Annotated in this window: 17 protein-coding genes; 1 reads left to right on the top strand and 16 read right to left on the bottom strand. The window is 67.4% G+C overall.

Translation table 11 applies throughout. The features are described from left to right. Positions 1-11 precede the first annotated feature (11 nt). From ACGHX3_RS02370 to ACGHX3_RS02325, 10 genes are all read right to left on the bottom strand, one after another. Positions 12-2,141 (bottom strand): TonB-dependent receptor family protein, encoded by a 2,130-nt coding sequence (locus ACGHX3_RS02370; protein ID WP_394696270.1) that lies wholly within the window; start codon positions 2,139-2,141, stop codon positions 12-14. A gap of 13 nt (positions 2,142-2,154) precedes the next feature. Then, positions 2,155-2,613 carry an azurin gene (azu, locus tag ACGHX3_RS02365; protein WP_394696269.1) on the bottom strand — a complete coding sequence of 153 codons (459 nt, stop codon included), beginning with the start codon at positions 2,611-2,613 and terminating at the stop codon, positions 2,155-2,157. 84 nt (positions 2,614-2,697) lie between these two features. Continuing rightward, positions 2,698-4,425 carry a PQQ-dependent dehydrogenase, methanol/ethanol family gene (locus ACGHX3_RS02360; protein WP_394696268.1) on the bottom strand — a complete coding sequence of 576 codons (1,728 nt, stop codon included), beginning with the start codon at positions 4,423-4,425 and terminating at the stop codon, positions 2,698-2,700. Between the two features lie 68 nt (positions 4,426-4,493). Beyond that, positions 4,494-5,126 (bottom strand): ubiquinol-cytochrome c reductase iron-sulfur subunit, encoded by a 633-nt coding sequence (locus ACGHX3_RS02355; RefSeq protein ID WP_394696267.1) that lies wholly within the window; start codon positions 5,124-5,126, stop codon positions 4,494-4,496. Positions 5,127-5,143: 17 nt separating this feature from the next. Continuing rightward, the gene (gene aldA / locus ACGHX3_RS02350; RefSeq protein ID WP_394696266.1) at positions 5,144-6,580 is read right to left on the bottom strand and encodes an aldehyde dehydrogenase; all 1,437 of its coding nucleotides are present in this window, start codon (positions 6,578-6,580) and stop codon (positions 5,144-5,146) included. A 70-nt stretch (positions 6,581-6,650) separates the two neighbouring features. Next, positions 6,651-7,511, bottom strand: coding sequence for a transporter (locus tag ACGHX3_RS02345; RefSeq protein ID WP_394696265.1), 861 nt, complete (start codon positions 7,509-7,511; stop codon positions 6,651-6,653). A gap of 462 nt (positions 7,512-7,973) precedes the next feature. Beyond that, positions 7,974-9,959 (bottom strand): sigma-54-dependent Fis family transcriptional regulator, encoded by a 1,986-nt coding sequence (locus ACGHX3_RS02340; protein WP_394696264.1) that lies wholly within the window; start codon positions 9,957-9,959, stop codon positions 7,974-7,976. Positions 9,960-10,061: 102 nt separating this feature from the next. Continuing rightward, the gene (locus tag ACGHX3_RS02335) at positions 10,062-11,537 is read right to left on the bottom strand and encodes a LutB/LldF family L-lactate oxidation iron-sulfur protein (RefSeq protein ID WP_394696263.1); all 1,476 of its coding nucleotides are present in this window, start codon (positions 11,535-11,537) and stop codon (positions 10,062-10,064) included. Next, entirely contained in the window at positions 11,534-12,217 is a 684-nt protein-coding gene (locus ACGHX3_RS02330) for a lactate utilization protein C (RefSeq protein ID WP_394696262.1), read from the bottom strand. The genes ACGHX3_RS02335 and ACGHX3_RS02330 overlap by 4 nt, the downstream gene beginning before the upstream one ends. Further along, positions 12,214-13,002, bottom strand: coding sequence for a (Fe-S)-binding protein (locus ACGHX3_RS02325; protein WP_394696261.1), 789 nt, complete (start codon positions 13,000-13,002; stop codon positions 12,214-12,216). Before ACGHX3_RS02325 ends, ACGHX3_RS02330 begins: the two co-directional genes overlap by 4 nt. An 89-nt stretch (positions 13,003-13,091) precedes the next feature. Here ACGHX3_RS02325 and ACGHX3_RS02320 point away from each other — a divergent pair, with 89 nt between their 5' ends. Continuing rightward, the gene (locus tag ACGHX3_RS02320) at positions 13,092-13,790 is read left to right on the top strand and encodes a FadR/GntR family transcriptional regulator (protein WP_394696260.1); all 699 of its coding nucleotides are present in this window, start codon (positions 13,092-13,094) and stop codon (positions 13,788-13,790) included. A gap of 82 nt (positions 13,791-13,872) precedes the next feature. Here ACGHX3_RS02320 and arsH read toward each other — a convergent pair whose 3' ends face one another. The 6 genes from arsH to ACGHX3_RS02290 form a co-directional block, all read right to left on the bottom strand. Further along, the gene (arsH, locus tag ACGHX3_RS02315) at positions 13,873-14,592 is read right to left on the bottom strand and encodes an arsenical resistance protein ArsH (protein WP_394696259.1); all 720 of its coding nucleotides are present in this window, start codon (positions 14,590-14,592) and stop codon (positions 13,873-13,875) included. After that, positions 14,576-15,232, bottom strand: coding sequence for an aquaporin (locus tag ACGHX3_RS02310; protein ID WP_394696258.1), 657 nt, complete (start codon positions 15,230-15,232; stop codon positions 14,576-14,578). Before ACGHX3_RS02310 ends, arsH begins: the two co-directional genes overlap by 17 nt. After that, a complete protein-coding gene (locus ACGHX3_RS02305; protein ID WP_213603383.1) occupies positions 15,229-15,732 on the bottom strand; it encodes an arsenate reductase ArsC in 504 nt (167 codons plus the stop codon). Before ACGHX3_RS02305 ends, ACGHX3_RS02310 begins: the two co-directional genes overlap by 4 nt. A 21-nt stretch (positions 15,733-15,753) precedes the next feature. After that, positions 15,754-16,074, bottom strand: coding sequence for an ArsR/SmtB family transcription factor (locus tag ACGHX3_RS02300; RefSeq protein ID WP_394696257.1), 321 nt, complete (start codon positions 16,072-16,074; stop codon positions 15,754-15,756). A 116-nt stretch (positions 16,075-16,190) separates the two neighbouring features. Next, positions 16,191-17,084: an NAD(P)/FAD-dependent oxidoreductase gene (locus ACGHX3_RS02295; protein WP_394696256.1), complete on the bottom strand. Its 894-nt coding sequence runs from the start codon at positions 17,082-17,084 to the stop codon at positions 16,191-16,193. After that, the gene (locus tag ACGHX3_RS02290) at positions 17,081-17,527 is read right to left on the bottom strand and encodes an RrF2 family transcriptional regulator (RefSeq protein ID WP_394696255.1); all 447 of its coding nucleotides are present in this window, start codon (positions 17,525-17,527) and stop codon (positions 17,081-17,083) included. The genes ACGHX3_RS02295 and ACGHX3_RS02290 overlap by 4 nt, the downstream gene beginning before the upstream one ends. Positions 17,528-17,576 lie beyond the last annotated feature (49 nt).

The following is a 17,576-nucleotide window of genomic DNA, read 5'->3' as shown; positions in this document are numbered from 1 at the left end:
GGAAACGCGCTTCAGCCGTCCGCCCACAGCCAGCGCAGGCCGACCGTGAACGTGCGGTCCGCGCCGGGCTCGTAGAAGCGCCCGTTGCCTTCGTTGACGATGACCGAGCCGATGTGGAAGCGGTCCAGCGCGTTGTCGATGCGCGCGAACCCTTGCAGGCGTCCGCTGCCCGCCGACCAGTCGCGCGCGACTTCCAGATTGAGCAGGCCGTAGCCGGGCGCGCGTTCGCTGCCGGTGTCGTTCACGGTGACATCGCCGACGCCGAGCAGCTGCGCCGCCGCGTTCCAGTGCGTGCCCTGCCAGCGCAGCCGCAGCGACGCCTGCTGCCGTGCGACACCGGGAATGCGCGTGCCGGCCGCCACCTGCACGACGGGCGACGTACAACCGCTCGCGGTACAGATCGGAAAGCTGTCGCGGAACGTCGCATCCAGCCAGGTGTAGGTGGCCTGCAGGTGCCAAGCCTCCGACAACGGCAGGTCGGCCTGCATCTCCACGCCCTGCCGGCGGGCGGCGCCGACATTGCGGAAGCTGCTGCGGCCGCCGACATTGCGCGCGACCGCCAGTTCGTCGTCGGTATCGGCACGGAACAGCGCAGCTTCGACGCGCGCGCCGTGCCCGCCGCGCCACTTCATGCCCAGCTCGGCATTGCGCGTAGTCGCCGGTCGCAGGTCGAAGGCCAGCCCGGCACCGCCGTCGGCGCGGTAGCCGACCTCGTTGAAGGTCGGCGTTTCGAAGCCGCGGCCGACCGACGCGTACACGCGCCACCCGTCCGCCGGCGCGAACACCACGCCGGCCACCGGCGTCGTGCGCTCGTAGACCACGCGGCCGCTGTCGTCGGGATTGCCGGTCGCGATGTAGTCATCGTCCGAGCGGAATCCGACCCGGCTGTGGCGCGCGCCCATCAGCAGCGACCAGCGCGGCGCGACGCGCCACCACGCCTGCGCGTACTGGTCCACGTTCCACACCTGGTTGCGCTCGTCGCGGCGCAGCGCGCCACGCACACCCAGCGTCGTGCCGACGAAGTTCTCGTAGCCGCGGCGATGCTGGCGCTGGCGGTCCGCATTGGTGCCCGCACTCAGTTCGAACGGTCGCCCGGCGAGATCGCCGGTCCACGACCAGCGCAGGTCGGCGCCGCCGTAGTCGTTGTCGAGATCGATCACGCCCCCGGAGTTCAGCCGGTTGGCCTGCGCCGCGATCGGCAGCGCCAGGTACTGCTCCACCTCGCGCCGTCCGCCATAAGCCAGCGCACGCAGGCGATGACCTTCCGCGAACGGCCATTCGTAGACCGCGCCCAGCTGGTCCTGGCGGACCGACTTGCGCGTGTCGTACTGGGTCGCGACCGGCGATGCCTGGCTGGGATCGTCCCACGCCTGCGCACGCGTCAGGCCCAGGGGATCCTTGGCATCGGGCGCATTGAAATGGTTGAGCAGCAGGTCCAGCGTGCCGGCACCGGGACGGAACCGCAGCTTGGCGTTCAGCGACTCGCGCCGCGCCGCGCTGTGGTCGCGGTAGCCCTGCGTATCCAGCACGGATGCCGCCACGCTGTAGCCCAGCACCTCGCCGACGCCACGCAGGCGCGCACCGATCACGCTGCTGTCGTGGCTGGCCACGCTGGCCTGCACGCGTGCCTCGTGTCCCTCATCGGGGATATCGCTCCACACCTGGATCACGCCGCCGGACGAGTTGCCGTGCAGCGCCGAGAACGGACCGCGCAGCACCTCGACGCGGTCCGCCGCGAGCATGGTGACGTGCGAGACCTGTCCCTGCCCGTCCGGCATCGTCGCCGGCACGCCATCGGCGTACAGCCGCAGGCCGCGCACGCCGAAGGTCGAGCGCGCACCGAAGCCACGGATCGACAGCTGCGTGTCCTGCGCAAGGTTCTGCCGTTCGCGTGCCAGTACCCCGGGAATCCCGTCCAGCACTTCCGACAAGGCCGCCTGCGGACGCGCGCCGCCCTCGCCGAGTGCGACCACGCTGGTCGATGCCGGCGCGTCGAAGCCGTCCACCGTCTCCAGCCGCGTCGCGGTGACGACCACGCGATCCAGCGTTTCCATCGGCGCCGCCGGCTCGCCCACGGGCGCGGCGATCGCACCTGGCGCCAGCAACGCAGCGCCGAGCAGCGGAGTTACCCGCGACCTCATGCGCATGCCCGGATCATCCGAACACCAGCTTGCCTTGCATCATCATCCAGTGGCCCGGCACCGAGCAGAAGAACGTGTAGTCGCCGCCCTTGCGCAGCGCCGGCGTTGAGAAGGTGAAGGTGGTCGACTGTCCGCCGCCCACCACCTTGCTGGCCGCCAGCACGCGCGCGTCGCCCTTCGGTACATGGTCGCTGCTGGCGGGAAGCTTGCCGGCCGCGGTGGCGAGCGCTTCGAGATTGGCGGTGGTCGTCAGCACCCAGTTGTGGCCCATCACCTCGGCGGGAAGGGCGCCAGTATGCCGCAGCGTCAGTTTCACCTGCGTGCAGTCGGCGGCGATGCGGATCTCCTGCTTGTCGAACTGCATCGCATCGTTGCTGCCGATGGCGACGTTGCAGGTCCTGGCTGCGGCGTGCAGCGGCAGCAGGGCGAGCACGGCAACGACGAGACAGGGAAGTACGGATTTCGGTGACATGGGGGATCAATTCCTGGAACGTGGTAAGCGCACTGCGCGACCCCGTCTTCGGGGTCGCGCAGCGATGAAGCGCGGATGCGCGGATCAGTCGCCCAGGGCGAACACCCACACCGAGCCGCCTTCCGGCACCGCCTTCTCCCATCCCGCCAGGCCGTGCATCTTGCCCTGGATCCATTGCGCGTCCACGCCCCAGCCGGACACCACGGCGATGTACTGCTTGCCGTCGACGGTAAAGGTGCTGGGCGGCGCGATGATGCCGGACGGCGTGGGGAACTCCCACAGCAGCTTGCCCGTCTTGGCGTCATACGCACGGAACATGCGGTCGTTGGTGCCACCGGCAAACAGCACGCCGCCGGCCGTGGTCATGATCGAGCCCCAGTTCCACGAGTGCGGGTACTTCTCGCGCCACACTTCCTTGCCGCCGTCCACGCTCCACGCCTGGATGCCGCCGATGTGGTCGAAGTCCTTCTTCACCGACAGGTCGAGGCGATTGATGTCCACGCCCGCCGACCACTGGCCCGGGATGCGCGGCTGGATCATGCCGGTCAGCGTCAGGCAGTGGTTGTCGTTGTACGGGATGTACAGCATGCCGGTCTTCGGGTTGTACGCCTCGTACGGCCAGTCCTTGCCGCCCCACAGGCTGGGGCAGTAGGTGCGCGTCTTGCCCGTGGCCGGCTTGGCCTCTTCGTTGTAGGTCGGACGGCCGGTCTTCGGATCGATGCTGGTGAACACCGTGTTGTGCACGTACGGCTCGGACTTGTTGTAGGTGATCCGGCCCTTGTCGTCGCGGTCCAGCCAGTACAGGCGGCCATTGCGCTGCGCGCTGATCAGGCCCGACACCTTCTTGCCGTTGCGGTTGAACTCCACCAGCGTCGGCGCGTTCATGCCGGCCCAGTCCCACGAATCGTTCCAGTGGTACTGGAAGTGGCTGACGATGTCGCCGCTCTCCGGATCCAGCGCGAGCACCGAGGCGAGATACAGGTTGTCGCCGGGCCGCTGGTCACCCAGCCACGGTGCACCGTTGCCGACGCCCCAGTAGATGACGTTGTTGGTGGCGTCGTAGTTGCCCGGCATCCACATGGTGCCGCCACCGTTCTTCCACGCGTCCTTCCACTCGCCGTCCTGCGGCCACGTCTCGAAGCCCTTCTCGCCCGGCCCCGGCACGCTGTAGCGCGTCCAGGCCAGCTTGCCGGTTTCGGCATCGAAGGCCTTGAGGAAACCGCGCACGCCGAACTCGCCACCGGACGGCCCGATCAGCACCTTGCCCTTGACCACCAGCGGCGCAGACGTGATGTAGGCGCTGTCCTGTTCCCAGTCGCAGACCTGCGCCTCCCACACCAGCGTGCCGGTCTTGGCGTCCAGCGCGCTGAGCATGCAGTCGATGCTGCCGACGTACACCTTGTCGCCGTACAGCGACACGCCGCGGTTGGTGCGGTGGAGCGCGCCCAGGCCTTCCGGCACTTCGCGCACGAACTTCCAGCGGACCTTGCCGGTGCGCGTGTCGTAGGCGATCACCTGGTTGTGCGGCGTGGCGACGAACATGTAGTCGCCGTTGACGATGGCGGGCGCCTCATGGCCGGAGTTCACGCCGGTGGCGGCGGACCACACCGGCCGCAGCTTGGCGACGTTGGCCGTGGTGACCTGGTCGAGTTCGCTGTAGCTCCAGCCGGCGTAGTTGCCCTTGGTCAGCAGCCAGTTCGCCGGCTCCTGCTTGGCCAGGCGCGCGTCGGTGACGGGTTGGTAATCGGCCGCGGCGAGCGGGGCCGAAGCGAGGGACGCGACAAGCGCGGCCGTGATCAGTTTCAGGTGCATGGGTCTCCTCCCGGGTGAAGCGTTGGTGTGTGGTGCAAAAGGAACGTGGATGTGGAATTGCGTGCGGGTCAGGTGGTCGGCGGGCCGAGCGGTCCGTCGAACTTGCCGCTGACCACCAGCGCGCCGTCCTTGATCGTCACCGGCAGCATCGCGAGCCGGCGCGTGGCCGGTCCGGTGGTGACAGCGCCGCGGTTGGCCGCGTCGAACACCGAGCCATGGCAGTTGCAGACGATCTGCGTCTGGCTCGGGTGCAGCGTGGTGATGGGACAGCCGTAGTGCGTGCACAGCGACGAGAACACGACGATGCCGTCGGCGGCGTTGCGGGCGCTGGTCGGCTTCAGGTCGGCAGGTTTCAGCCGTACCACCGTCAGCAGGTTGGCTTTCGAGATCAGCACCTTGCCGGTGGCCGGATCCATCGGATACGCGAGTACCGGTGGCTTGCCGGCTTCGATGTCGGCGGGCTTCACTTCCTTGCCCGCCTTCGGTCCGATCATGAAGGCCAGCTTGTCGCCCGGCTCGGGCTTCGGGCTGCGCGTGGCGGCCGGTGTGGCCGCCTGCGCCTGCGCACCACCACTGACCGCGGCCAACGGCGCCAGTGCGGCCAGCGCAAGTGCGCCGGTCATCATGCTGCGTCGTCCGCTGTCGTCGGGATGTCCGGCGCATGCGCACGCGCACCCGCCCTGTTCTTTCGCTTCGCTCATCGTGGCTGTTCTCTTCTTCAGGGCGTCTGCAGGTAGACCACGTGGGTCTCGGTGAACTCGAGCAGGCCGTGCTTGCCGTCGGCGCCGCCGATGCCGGACTTGCGCCGGCCCGCATGGAAGCCCTGCATGGCTTCGAAATGCTCGCGGTTGATGTACGTCTCGCCGAAGCGCAGCTCGCGCGCGGCCTTCATCGCCGCGTTGATGTCGCGGGTGAAGATCGACGACGTCAGCCCGTATTCGGAGTCGTTGGACAGCGCGATGGCCTCGTCGAGGCTGTCGACCACCTGGATCGGCAGCACCGGGCCGAACGTCTCCTCGCGCATGATCGCCATGTCGGCGCGCGCATCGACGATCAGCGTCGGCTCGTAGTGGAAGCCCTTGCCCAGGTCGGCCGGCTTGCCGCCGGTGACGATGGTCGCGCCGTCGCGCTTGGCCTGCTCCACCGCCGCCGACACCTTGTCCAGGCCGGCCTGGTTCACCAGCGGGCCCATCTGCAGGTCGTCGTGTTCGGACGGATCGCCGTACTTCGTATCGCGGAACAGCTTCACCAGCCGCTCGACCAGCGCTTCGTGCGCGCCGCGCTCGACATAGACGCGCTCGGCGCAGTTGCAGACCTGTCCGGTGTTGATGACGCGCGAGTCATAGATCGCCTTCGCCGCCAGGTCGAGATCGGCATCGGCCAGCACGATGGCCGGCGCCTTGCCGCCGAGTTCCAGGTTCACGCGCGTCAGGTTGCGTCCGGCCGTCTGCATGATGCGGCTGCCGGTGGCCACGCTGCCGGTGAAGGTGATCAGGTCGACCTGCGGGTGCTCGACCAGCGCCTGGCCGGTGCTGCGGCCGAGGCCGCCGACCAGGTTGAACACACCCTTCGGCAGGTCGGTCTCGGCGACGAGTTTCGCGAACTCGTACGCATTGATCGGCGTTTCCTCGCTCGGCTTGATCACGATGGTGTTGCCGGTGATCAGCGCGGGCGCCAGCTTGCGGGCGATCAGGAAGAACGGAAAGTTCCACGGCAGGATGCCGGCGACCACGCCGATCGGCTTGCGGAACAGGAAGATGTTCTCGTTGGCGCGGTCGCTGGTGAGGATCTCGCCTTCCAGGCGGCGCGCCCACTCGGCCATGTAGTCGATGTAGTCGGCGGTGAAGTCGACTTCGACCTGCGCCAGCTGCTGGATCTTGCCCTGCTCGCGGACGATCACGCCGGCAAGGTCCTTGCGGTGCTCGCGCAGCTTGGCGGAGATCTTGCGCAGGTAGCCGGCACGTTCGATCGGCGCCAGCTTCTCCCACGCCGGCTGCGCGCGCCGTGCGGCGGACACGGCGGCGTCGACGGTCGCGGCATCGCTGTCGGGAATGCGCGCGAGCAGCGCACCGTCGGCGGGATTGGTGACGTCGACGGTCGCGCCGCCGCCGGCGACGAACGCGCCATCGATGTAGTTCTGGTAGGTCTGTGTCATGGGGTTTCCTTTGCTTGCGTTGTCCTTGCGGGCGCGCCGTCCATGGGGAACGGCGCGCCACCGGCGGCGATCACCACACGTAGGCGTACTTCAGGTTGAAACTGTCGTTGACGCTGTGGTTCTTGCCGTCGAGCGAGGTCGAGTAGCGCAACGTGATCGACTGGTTGTCGAACGTGTGCACCATCAGGCCGGCGCCGCCATCGATCGCCCAGCCGGTCGGCAGGCCGTCGTTGGCTTCGGTGTGTTCGGCGTCGAGCGCCAGGAACGGCTCCAACCGCTGCGACGCGCGGTAGGCGAAGCGGTTGTTGGTGTGCAGCGACAGGCCGGGCTGGATGCCGTTGTCGCGGCGGCTCTGCCAGACGAAACCGGCATCGCCGGTCCAGCCGAACTTGTCGCCCATCCGCCAGTCCCAGAAGAAGCTCGACAGGTTCTTCCAGTTGGTGTCGCTGACGCGCTCGGTGCCGGTGGGGATCTGCACGAACGACTGGAAGCCGAGCGTGGCCTTCTCGCTGGGCTTGTACCAGATGGCGAAGCCGGTCAGCGGATCGCCGATGCCGCTGATGTGGCGGTCGCCTTCCGGGGCGCGCCGGTTGCGGATGGCGACCTCGGGCACGATCACTTCCCAGGCCACGCCGATCTTCTTGTTCGATTCCGGCGTCCAGAAGCGCACGTACTTGGACAGGCCGGTCAGCGCCTTGCTGCCCGAACCATCGACGCGGTCGCCGTCGGCATCGAACACGCGCGCGTTGTCCTGGTACGTGGCGTACTGCACGAACACGTTGAACGGCTCGAAGCCGACCGGCAGTTCGTACTCGCGCGGACCGATCACGTCGAACGTGGTCTGCGCGCTGGCCGCGCCCGCGACCGCCAGCAGCGGCAACAGGGCCAGCGGCAACAGGCGCGGCAGCGACGGTATCGTCTCTCTCTTCATGGTGGTACTTCCCTCCCGAGTGAATGGACCGGCCGGTTCGCGGAGCTTTGTCCGTGCGGCGGCGGTGGTTCCGGGACCGCTGCGCACGCGCATCAGGTCCACGCAGGAGGTAGCGCAAGCCGCGTGCCACGTTGCAGTGCAACGGAGCCACGGACATGCCTTCTTTTCGAATCAATGACTTGTCGTCCGCGCCGTCGACGCAGGCCATCGAATCCATGCGGCAGTGCAATGCACCTGCGACACGTGCATGCGACCACCTGTCGCAGCGCCTGCGACAGGTGTCGCACCCCACGCGCATGCGAGGCGGCAGCGACGACGCAAACGAAGACGGCCCGTCGCAGGGACGGGGACGCAAACGAAGACGGCCCGTCGCAGGGACGGGGACGCAAACGAAGACGGCCCGTCGCAGGGACGGGCCGTCGGGTCGCATGGTCACGCCATGCGCACTGCGGGAGGACAGTGCTAGTCGGTCTGCGTCGGCGACACGATGTCCAGCCGCTTCATCCGGCGGTAGACCGTTGCACGACACGCGCCCAGGTCGCGCGCGGCCTCGCTGATGTTCCAGCGGTTGCGGCGCAGGACCTCCAGCAGCTCGCCGCGTTCATCGGTGCCGGCCACAGGCTCGCGCGGGAACGGGATGACTGTCGCCGTCTCAGGTACGGCGGCGCCATCGGCCTCGAAGACCTCCTGGGGCAGATGGTCGACACGGACCGTGGCGCCATCGGCGATCGACAGCGCGTAGCACAGCGCATTGCGCAGTTCGCGGATGTTGCCGGGCCAGTCGTGGCGCAGCAGCACCGCCACGGCGCGCGGATCGATCTCGGCCCGCACGCCCATCGCCTGCGCTTCCATGTCCAGGATGCGTTCGATGAGGAATGCCTTGTCGCCACGTTCGCGCAGCGCCGGCAAGGCCAGCGTGGCGCCGCACAGACGGTAGTACAAGTCCTCGCGGAACGTGCCGGCGACGATCTGCCGGCGCAGGTCGCGGTGGGAGGCGGCGACCACGTTCAGGTCCACCCGCACCGGTTCGTCCGCGCCCAGCGGCAGCACCTCGCGTTCCGCCAGCACGCGCAGCAGGCGCGTCTGCAGCGGCAGCGGCATGTCGCCGATCTCGTCGAGGAACAGCGTGCCGCCGTCGGAACGCTGGATCAGTCCCTTCATGCCCTTGCTGCGCGCGCCGGTGAACGTGCCCGGCGCATAGCCGAACAGCTCGCTCTCGATCAGCGATTCCGGGATGGCCGCGCAGTTGACCGCCACGAACGGACGCTCCGCGCGGCGGCTGGCGTCGTGCAGCGCGCGCGCCAGCACTTCCTTGCCGGTACCGGTTTCGCCCTGCAGGAAGATGCTGACCGGCTTGTCGACCAGGCGCGCTGCGCGTTCCAGCAGCTGGTCCATGCGCGGATCGCCACCGGACAGCCGCGACAACACGCTGTCCTGCACGGGATTGCGTGCTTCGCCGGCGTCCGGCACCTGCAGGCGCGGCGCGGTCTTCGGCGCGATCATCGAGGCGTGGTAACCCTGCCCGTCCCACGTGGTCACCACGCCGCGCGAATCGTGCGAGGTGCCCTTGGTCAATCGCCAGATGTCATCGATGCGCGTGCCGAACACGCCGGTCAGGTGATTGCCGACCAGCTGCGCGCGCGCGGCGTCGCGCGTGTGCAGCGAGTCCAGCAGGCGCAGCTGCTGGCGCGCACCGCTATTGGCACCGACGATGCGGCCGTCGCGATCCACCGCCAGCATCAGCTCGCCGCAGACATCGACCAGCGGTCCGACGGTGCCGAGGCGCAGGATCCAGTGCGCGCGGAACTGGCGGATGAAGTTGGCGTCCTCGATCATCCGCGCGTGCAGCACGGTCAGGTGGCGCCCCAGGTGCAGGCTCTCGCGCCGGTCCGGCGACGACAGCGCGGAGACGTCCAGCGCGCCCATGAAGGCGCCATCGGGATCGTACAGCGGCGTGCTGGTGCAGCTCAGCCCGATGTGGCCGATGTAGAAGTGGTCCTCGCGGTCGCAGATCACCGTCGACTGCTCGGCGATGCAGGTGCCGATGCCGTTGGTGCCGGCGTGGATCTCGTTCCAGTTGGCGCCCAGCGCCAGGCCGGCACGGCGCAGCGGTGCGTCCCAGGTGTCGTTGCCGATGAAGTCCAGGGTGACGCCTTCCGCGTCGGTCAGCAGCAGCACGTAGCCGAGGTCGGACACATGCTTGTAGAGCTGCTCCATGCCGGCGCGCGCCACGTGCAGGTGCTCCTCCAGCTGCTGCCGGCACTCGCGCAGGCGCGAGTTGGTTTCGATGCGCACGTCCGGGCGCATCGCCGGATCGAGGGCATGCTCGGTGGCGCAACGGCGCCACGAACGGTGGATCAGATCGGTATTGGCGTTGCTTCCGGTGCTGGGCGATCCCGAATGGATCACCCGCAACACCGTTTCGACGTGTTGTTCGACAGTTGCCATGCCACCCCTCCCAAGGCCGGCCGAAAACGCTCCCGCTTGCGTGCCGTTCGTGTGTATGGACTGCGGATGCTCCCGGTCCGCGGTCGGTGTGATCGTGTTCCCCTACTCCTCCTGCGTGTCGTGGGTCCGGTGTGTAACGGTGGTGCGCGATGTCCGCCATCGCTCGCGCAGCGAGCGCGGCGCGGGCGTCAGTGGCGTACGTGATCGGGTCCAGCCGCCCTGGTGCGCGGGCGTGAGGCCGCGCAGCCGGGAAGCGATCCAGGTGAACAGGCGATAGCGCATCCCGTTGGAATACAGCAGTCGCCACGCCTTCCAGGCGAGGACCTCCGGGATGCTACGCACTGCACCCTGCCCCTTCAACGCTTTGTGCTGCTGCAGTGCGGGACGATGGTGGCGTCCGGCTTCGCGCAGGTGCATCAGCAGTTCGGGGATGGGAATGCCGACTGGGCAGACATCGCCGCACGCACCGCACAGGCTGGAGGCGGTCGGCAGATCGCGCGTCGACTCCAGCCCCAGCAGGTGCGGCGAGATGATCGCGCCGATCGGTCCCGGGTAGGTCGTGCCGTACGACAGTCCGCCGATACGTGCGTAGACGGGACAGTGGTTCATGCAGGCGCCGCAGCGGATGCATTGCAGCGTCGCGCGGAAGCGTTCTTCGGCGAAGGCCTGGCTTCGGCCGTTGTCCAGCAGCACCAGGTGCACTTCGCGCGGCCCGTCCTTCTCGCCCTCGCGGCGCGGACCGCTGATGACGTTGAGGTAGGTCGTCACGGCCTGGCCGGTGGCCGAGCGTGTCAGCAGGGTGAACAGCGGCGGCACGTGTTCCAGCTTCTCGATGACCTTCTCGATGCCGGTGATCGCGATGTGCACGTCCGGCACCGTGGTCGACAGCCGACCGTTGCCCTCGTTCTCCACCAGCACCAGCGAGCCGGTCTCGGCGACCATGAAGTTGACGCCCGACACGCCGATCTTCGCCTGGCGGAACTTGTCGCGCAGTGCCACGCGGCCGATCGCGATCAGTTCGTCCACATCCTCGGTGTAACCGGCGCCGGGGATGTGCTCGGCGAAGATCTTCGCCACGTCTTCCTTGGTCTTGTGGATCGCCGGCATGATGATGTGGCTGGGCCGGTCGTTGTCGAGCTGCAGGATGTACTCGCCCATGTCGGTCTCGACGCAGGCGATGCCGTGTTCCTGCATGCGGTGGTTCAGCTCGATCTCCTCGCTGACCATCGACTTGCCCTTGACCATCATGGTCGCGTCGTGGCGCGCGGCGATCTCCTGGAAGATGCGGTTCGCATCGGCCGCATCCTCGGCCCAGTGCACCTGCACCCCGCGTGCCTGCAGCGCCTGCTCCAGCTGCTCCAGCAGGTCCGGCAGCCGCGACAGCGCGCGCTTGCGCAGGTGTTCGCCGAGCGAGCGAAGGCGTTCGAATGCGTCGTGCTCGGGGAACTGCGCGGCACGCTTGTCGGCCAGGTAGTCCATCGCGCCGCGGAAGCCGCGACGCAGCACCGGATCGGCCAGCACCAGGCGCGCGTTGTCCTTGAACGCGACCGGATCGGCGGCGGGGCGCACCGCGCTCATGCGGTGGCCTCGGCGCGCAGCAGCAGGATGACCAGTTCGCGCGGACCGTGCGCGCCGTACACCAGCAGGCGCTGGATATCGGCGGTCTTGGACGGCCCGGTGACCAGCAGCGCATTGGTGGGCAGGCCCGCCGCCCATTGCCGGTGCCGCATGGCCGCGTACAGCGTCGGCTGCAGGTCCTCTTCGCGCAGCACGGCGATGTGCAGCGGCGGCAGCAGGGACAGCGTGCGCGGCTCGCGCGTGTCGGGCCACAGGATCAGGCTGCCGGTTTCGGCGATGCCGCCCAGCGTGGTGGTGATGCCAGCATCGACGGTGTCGAACAGCACCGGCTTCAGCGTTTCGATGGGCGCGTCGTACCAGTCCAGCGTCACCGCCTGCGTGGCGGCGTGCAGGCCGCCGACCAGCGCGGTGTCGCGGCCCGCCATCAGCCGGCGCACACCCTTGTCGGCAAGCACCGCGGCGAGCGCGATCGGCCACGTGGCGGCGTTGGTCTCGATCACTTCGGCACGCCAGCCGCGCGCCTGCGCGATGAAACGCTCGCGCATCGCGGCCGACGACGGCATGCCGGCATCGGTGTAATACGCGGCGACATCGGGCACCGGCAGTTCGACCGGCGCGGCCGCGCGCAACCGCGACAGGATCGCGGAACGCGCGCGCGTGGATGCGGCAGGCAGGCTCATGCGCCGGCATCCGGTGCGGGCAGGCCCCAGCGTTCGCGCAGGAAGCTGGCGATATGCCGGCCCTGCAGCGGCGCCTCGCGACGCGCCAGCGTGCCGTTGAGGTTGAGCAGGCAGCCGCAGTCGCCGCTGACGAAAGCATCGCAGCCGCTGTCGGCCAGTGCATCCGCCTTGTCGCCGGCCATCGCGGCAGAGATGTCGGGCTGCTTCACCGCGAAGGTGCCGCCGAAGCCGCAGCATTCGGATTCGTAGGCCTGGATCTTCAGTTCGACACCGGGCAGCGCCTCAAGCAACCGCCGCCCGCTGGCCAGTGCGCCGGTCTCGCGTCGCGCACTGCAGGAGGTGTGCAGGCAGACGGAGACCGGATCGTTCGTGGCGGCGACGGGCAGCTGCAGGTCGGTCGCGGCGAGGAAGTCGGAGAACTCCACCACCCGCGCGCCGATGTCGCGCACACGCGCCAGCAGCACGGGATCGTCCGCGAACAGCCGTGGCCAGTGGTGCCGCATCATCCCCGCGCAGGAGCCCGACGGCACCACGATCGGCCAGCGCTGCGGGAACAGGTCCAGTTGCGCGCGCGCGACCTTGCGCGACTCCTCGGGAAAGCCGCTGGTGTAGGCCGGCTGTCCGCAACAGGTCTGCGCCTCGGGCAGGTGGACGCGGCAGCCGATCCGTTCCAGCACGGCGATCGCGTCCAGGCCGGCGTCGGGCATGAACAGGTCCACCACGCAGGTGGCGAACACGTACACGTCCCGAAGGGGGGAGGAGCCGGCAGGATCTGGCGAGCGCATGGCGGGCGGGTCCGTCTTGTCCGGACCGGAGTCTGTGCCGGCGTCCGGCGGCCGGTATATTGGTCCGACCAATCCGAGCGCAGGCCGTCATGTCCACCCAGGTCGCCCAGGTCACCCGCCACCTCGAACAGGCCATTGCCGACGGCCGTTACGTCGCCGGCCGGCGGCTGCCCGCCGAACGCACCCTCGCCGACCAGTTGCAGGTCTCGCGTGCGACCGCCCGCGAGGCGATCGGCCTGCTGGTTGCGCGCGGCGTGCTGGAGCGCCGGCAGGGCGACGGCACCTATGTGGTCGCCGCCTCCGAGCGCCGGATGGCGGAGATCTGGCAGGACATGGCGCGCAACCATCCGATGCTGCAGGCGGATCTGGTGGAGTTCCGCGCGATGCTGGAAAGCCGCACCGCGGAACTGGCGGCGCTGCGGCATGACGACGGGGACCGCGAGCGGCTGCGGTCGGCGCATGCTGCAGTGGATGCGGCCTACAACGGCAGCGACCGGCAGGCGCAGATCCGCAGCGACGTGGCCTTCCACCGCGCCATCGCCGACGCGACGCACAATCCGGTGTTCTCCTACCTCATCGCCTCGCTGCTGGCGCTGCTGCACGACCACGTGCAGGTCAGCCTCGCCGGCCTCTCTCCGCAGTCGCCGGTCTCGCAGCAGCTGCGCCGGCAGCACGACGCCCTGCTCGCCGCCATCCTGCAACGCGACCCCGACCGCGCCCGCGCGGTCGCCGGTGGCCACATGGACTACGTCGCGGTGCAGCTCAATGCGCTGCCGCGTGTGTCGTGACCGGTAGACGCGTCTGCCTAGCTTCGCGCGGCACGGCTCGGCCGAGGCATCCTGCCAGGAAGACCCGTGAACGTTTCCGTACCTAGATAGCGCGGAAGCTGACCCGCCTGGCCAGTTCCTCCGCACTTTCCTTGCGCTCGCTGTAGTGGTCCATCAGGTATGGCGAGACATCACGGGTCAGCAGCGTGAACTTGATCAGCTCTTCCATGACGTCCACGACGCGGTCATAGAACGCGGACGGCTTCATGCGCCCCTCTTCGTCGAATTCGTTGAACGCCTTCGCCACGGAGGATTGGTTGGGGATCGTGATCATCCGCATCCAGCGCCCAAGTACACGAAGCTGATTCACCGCGTTGAAGGACTGCGAGCCGCCCGAAACCTGCATGACGGCCAGCGTCTTGCCCTGGGTCGGACGAACCGAACCCTGCGACAAGGGAATCCAATCGATCTGCGCCTTCATGATGCCGCTCATGGCGCCGTGCCGCTCCGGCGAACTCCAGACCATGCCCTCCGACCACTGCACCAGTTGCCGCAATTCCTGCACCTTGGGATGCGTGTCGGGCTCTGCATCCGGAAGAGGAAGACCTGTCGGATCGAAGAGCCGGGTTTCGGCCCCCATCGCCTGCAGTAGTCGGGCCGCCTCCAGCGCGAGCAACTTGCTGTATGACCTCTTCCTCAGCGATCCGTAGAGCAGAAGGATCCGCGGGGCATGCGTAGCGAGTGCGGCCGGGGATAGACGGTCGACCTCCGGCACATGGAACAGCTCGGCCGATACATTGGGCAGATCACCGAGATTGGACATGAGGTATTCCAAGTAGCTTGTGGATCGTGGCGCCCAGGGCTGCCCCGATGAGCTGCGCCACAACAAAGACGGGCACGTCGCCAGGCGAAATGCCGGCGAAGCTGTCACTGAACATGCGGCCAAACGCTGCTGCAGGATTCGCGAATGAGGTCGACGAAGTGAACCAATAGGCCGCACCGATGTACGCAGCTACCATCACGGCTACCCGGGACGCGGGTGCCCTGAGCACCACCAGCAGCAATCCTGCCGTTGCAACGATCTCGCCCAACCATTGGCCCTCGCCGGTCCGCGCCTTCGTGGAGAACTCCAGGATCGGAAGATCGAACATGGCGTTCGCCAACAAAGCACCGCACACCGCGCCCGCGAGCTGGAACACGATGTATGCCGGCAACAGGGCCTTGGGCAGTTCACCCCGCGCCGCCATGACGACGCTGACCGCGGGATTCATGTGCGCGCCACTGATCGAACCGAACACCTCAATCAGGATATAGAGGCCGCCGACCGTTGCCAGCGTGTTGGCCAGCAAGGCAACGGCACCGTTTCCGCCAGCGAGGCGCTCGGCCATGATCCCAGAGCCCACCACCGTCACCAGCAGCAGGCCCGTGGCCAAGAACTCACCAAGGAGACGCTGGCGGATCATTCAGCGCCGACGCGTCCGATCTCACCCAGCTTTGCTTGCGCTGCCAGACGGTCGAGACTTTGCAGCGGCAGGGACAGCAGTAGCTCGATACGACGGCGCAGTGTGGCGAACGCTGCGGTATAGGCTCGACGCCGATCTTCTTCATTGCCCGTGGCAGCTACCGGGTCGGGTACACCCCAGTGCGCGAGTGCAGGCTGGCCCAGCCATACCGGGCACGCCTCTCCCGCAGCGTTGTCGCAGACCGTGATGACGATATCCATCTCGGGGGCGCCCTCCACGGCGAACTCGTCCCAGTTCTTGCTGCGCACCTGGCTGGCGTCATAGCCGATCGCCTCGGCAAGCTCCCGCGCCATCGGCTGGACCTGGCCGCTGGGATGACTCCCGGCGCTATAGGCCTTGAACCGGCCGTGGCCCAGCACGTTGAGGATCGCCTCGGCCATGATGCTGCGCGCGGAGTTGCCGGTGCACAGGAACAGTACGTTGTAGGTCTTGTCGGTCATGTCGTATCTCTGGAATGCGGATCAACGGAGCTTCTTCTTGACTGCCGGCGCGCAGGACTTGCCGCCGCAGCAGTTCTCCGTCAGGAAGCCGATCAGACCGTTCATGCGGTCGTAGTCGGCACGTATCCGGATGACCCGTCCTTCTCGTTCATCGGTGACCAGCCCTGCCGCACGTAATTGGTTCAGGTGCGCGGTTAGGGTCGCAGGCGGCAAGTCGAGTTGATCGCGTAACTCGCCGACGGCCATGCCGCCTGGACCCGCCTGTACAAGGGCGCGGTAGGCAGCGAGCCGGTGGTCGTGCGCGAGCGCACGAAGCGCTTGAACGGTCTGGGGCGTATCCATACTTCTATATTTCCGGAATATTAGAAGTATTGCAACCCATTGTTGCAACTAGATGTCCGCTTCGGGTCGGGAGCGGACATCGGGAATCTGCTGCTAATTGAAAGAAGTGGACTAGCCTAGCCTTCGAGCCACACGAAAGAGCGATGGATCTGAGCACCCGCCCATGCGCCATCCGCAACGGCCAGAGAAACCGAGTGAGGAACGCGAGCAGCGTCACCACAGGCGAAGACGCCCGCGATATTGGTTTCTTTGGTCTCGCTGGTCTGGATCTGTGTACCCATGGGAGTTTCAGCAAGAGCGCAACCCACGTCCTCCGCTATTGAAGTCGACGGAGCGTTCTTTGGCGCAGTAAACAACCCCGCGAAGGCGAGACGCCTGCCGTCTGTCAGCATTACATCTGCATGTCCCTCGATCCTATCGATGCGGGTTGCTTCCACGATCACGCCGCGCGTCGAGAGATCCTGTAGCGTGGGCTCATCCAGTTCCACCATGCTATTGGTGAGGAAGGTCACCGATCCCCACTCAGGCAGCAGCTGCGCTTGGTGGATGGACATGGGGTTGGCCGCGATCACGCCGATCTGTCCCTGATCTAGCTCATACCCATGACAGTAGGGGCAATGAAAGACACTGGTTCCCCACCGCTCAGCCAAGCCCTTGATGTCCGGCAGCGTGTCAGAGACGCCCGTCGCCAGAAGCAGGCGGCGAGCACCGTAGATCTCGCCCGTAGACGTCTCGACGGTGAAAGCATCGCGCGATCCAGACGCCTTCACCACAAGATCGTCCACCCATGACAGCGTTGGATAGGCCTCTAACTGTGTGCGCGCCGTGCTGGCAATGACGGCAGGATCTGCGCCGTCCTGGGATAGGAACCCGTGCGAGTGCAAGGCGGCCCTGTTACGCCGCTTGCCTGCATCAAGGACCAGCACGCTGCGTCGCGCGCGCACGAGCTGGAGGGCAGCCGCCATGCCCGCATAGCTGCCGCCTACCACGATGACATCGTAGTTCTTCATAGGATTTCCTTCTCAAGGTGTGCCTTGTGCCGGCGTGCGAAGTCAGCCGCCAGATCGGCCAGCGATACTGAAGCGAAGCGCTCCAGGAGCAGCGCCTCGGCTTCGTCGAAGGCGTCATTCAGAGCGGCGTTGACGGCCTGCTCAACCAGACAGGCAGGGTTCTCGTGGCGGTTTCCCATGGCGAACAACGCCGGCTCGCCCAGCGCCTCATGCAGTTGGCGCAGGCTGACCCTGGATAGGTCGGCTTTGATGTGCCAACCACCCGCGTGCCCTCGTGCGGAAGCGACCAGCCCTGCATTGCGAAGCAACCCCATCGTTCGACGTACGACGACCGGGTTGGTGCTCAGGCACAGCGCCAGTTCCTCGGAGGTCATCGGATCGGTGCGCTCCGCCATGTGCAGCAAGGCGTGGAGGACGGCAGAAAGTCGACTGTCTCTTTTCATGTAACAAATAATGTTACATGAGGTGCGGCCGGTCAACTCCGCCTTACAA

The organism is Pseudoxanthomonas japonensis (assembly GCF_043632995.1).
GTDB classification, from domain to species: Bacteria; Pseudomonadota; Gammaproteobacteria; order Xanthomonadales; family Xanthomonadaceae; genus Pseudoxanthomonas_A; species Pseudoxanthomonas_A japonensis.
The sequence above is the reverse complement of the archived record's forward strand: the minus strand, read 5'-3'. Positions and strand labels throughout refer to the sequence as shown.

Bases quoted from the DNA above. Each gene is read 5' to 3' on its own strand.
- ACGHX3_RS02370 (WP_394696270.1), bottom strand. From the start codon at position 2,141: ATGAGGTCGCGGGTAACTCCGCTGCTCGGCGCTGCGTTGCTGGCGCCA.
- azu (WP_394696269.1), bottom strand. From the start codon at position 2,613: ATGTCACCGAAATCCGTACTTCCCTGTCTCGTCGTTGCCGTGCTCGCC.
- ACGHX3_RS02360 (WP_394696268.1), bottom strand. From the start codon at position 4,425: ATGCACCTGAAACTGATCACGGCCGCGCTTGTCGCGTCCCTCGCTTCG.
- ACGHX3_RS02355 (WP_394696267.1), bottom strand. From the start codon at position 5,126: ATGAGCGAAGCGAAAGAACAGGGCGGGTGCGCGTGCGCATGCGCCGGA.
- aldA (WP_394696266.1), bottom strand. From the start codon at position 6,580: ATGACACAGACCTACCAGAACTACATCGATGGCGCGTTCGTCGCCGGC.
- ACGHX3_RS02345 (WP_394696265.1), bottom strand. From the start codon at position 7,511: ATGAAGAGAGAGACGATACCGTCGCTGCCGCGCCTGTTGCCGCTGGCC.
- ACGHX3_RS02340 (WP_394696264.1), bottom strand. From the start codon at position 9,959: ATGGCAACTGTCGAACAACACGTCGAAACGGTGTTGCGGGTGATCCAT.
- ACGHX3_RS02335 (WP_394696263.1), bottom strand. From the start codon at position 11,537: ATGAGCGCGGTGCGCCCCGCCGCCGATCCGGTCGCGTTCAAGGACAAC.
- ACGHX3_RS02330 (WP_394696262.1), bottom strand. From the start codon at position 12,217: ATGAGCCTGCCTGCCGCATCCACGCGCGCGCGTTCCGCGATCCTGTCG.
- ACGHX3_RS02325 (WP_394696261.1), bottom strand. From the start codon at position 13,002: ATGCGCTCGCCAGATCCTGCCGGCTCCTCCCCCCTTCGGGACGTGTAC.
- ACGHX3_RS02320 (WP_394696260.1), top strand. From the start codon at position 13,092: ATGTCCACCCAGGTCGCCCAGGTCACCCGCCACCTCGAACAGGCCATT.
- arsH (WP_394696259.1), bottom strand. From the start codon at position 14,592: ATGTCCAATCTCGGTGATCTGCCCAATGTATCGGCCGAGCTGTTCCAT.
- ACGHX3_RS02310 (WP_394696258.1), bottom strand. From the start codon at position 15,232: ATGATCCGCCAGCGTCTCCTTGGTGAGTTCTTGGCCACGGGCCTGCTG.
- ACGHX3_RS02305 (WP_213603383.1), bottom strand. From the start codon at position 15,732: ATGACCGACAAGACCTACAACGTACTGTTCCTGTGCACCGGCAACTCC.
- ACGHX3_RS02300 (WP_394696257.1), bottom strand. From the start codon at position 16,074: ATGGATACGCCCCAGACCGTTCAAGCGCTTCGTGCGCTCGCGCACGAC.
- ACGHX3_RS02295 (WP_394696256.1), bottom strand. From the start codon at position 17,084: ATGAAGAACTACGATGTCATCGTGGTAGGCGGCAGCTATGCGGGCATG.
- ACGHX3_RS02290 (WP_394696255.1), bottom strand. From the start codon at position 17,527: ATGAAAAGAGACAGTCGACTTTCTGCCGTCCTCCACGCCTTGCTGCAC.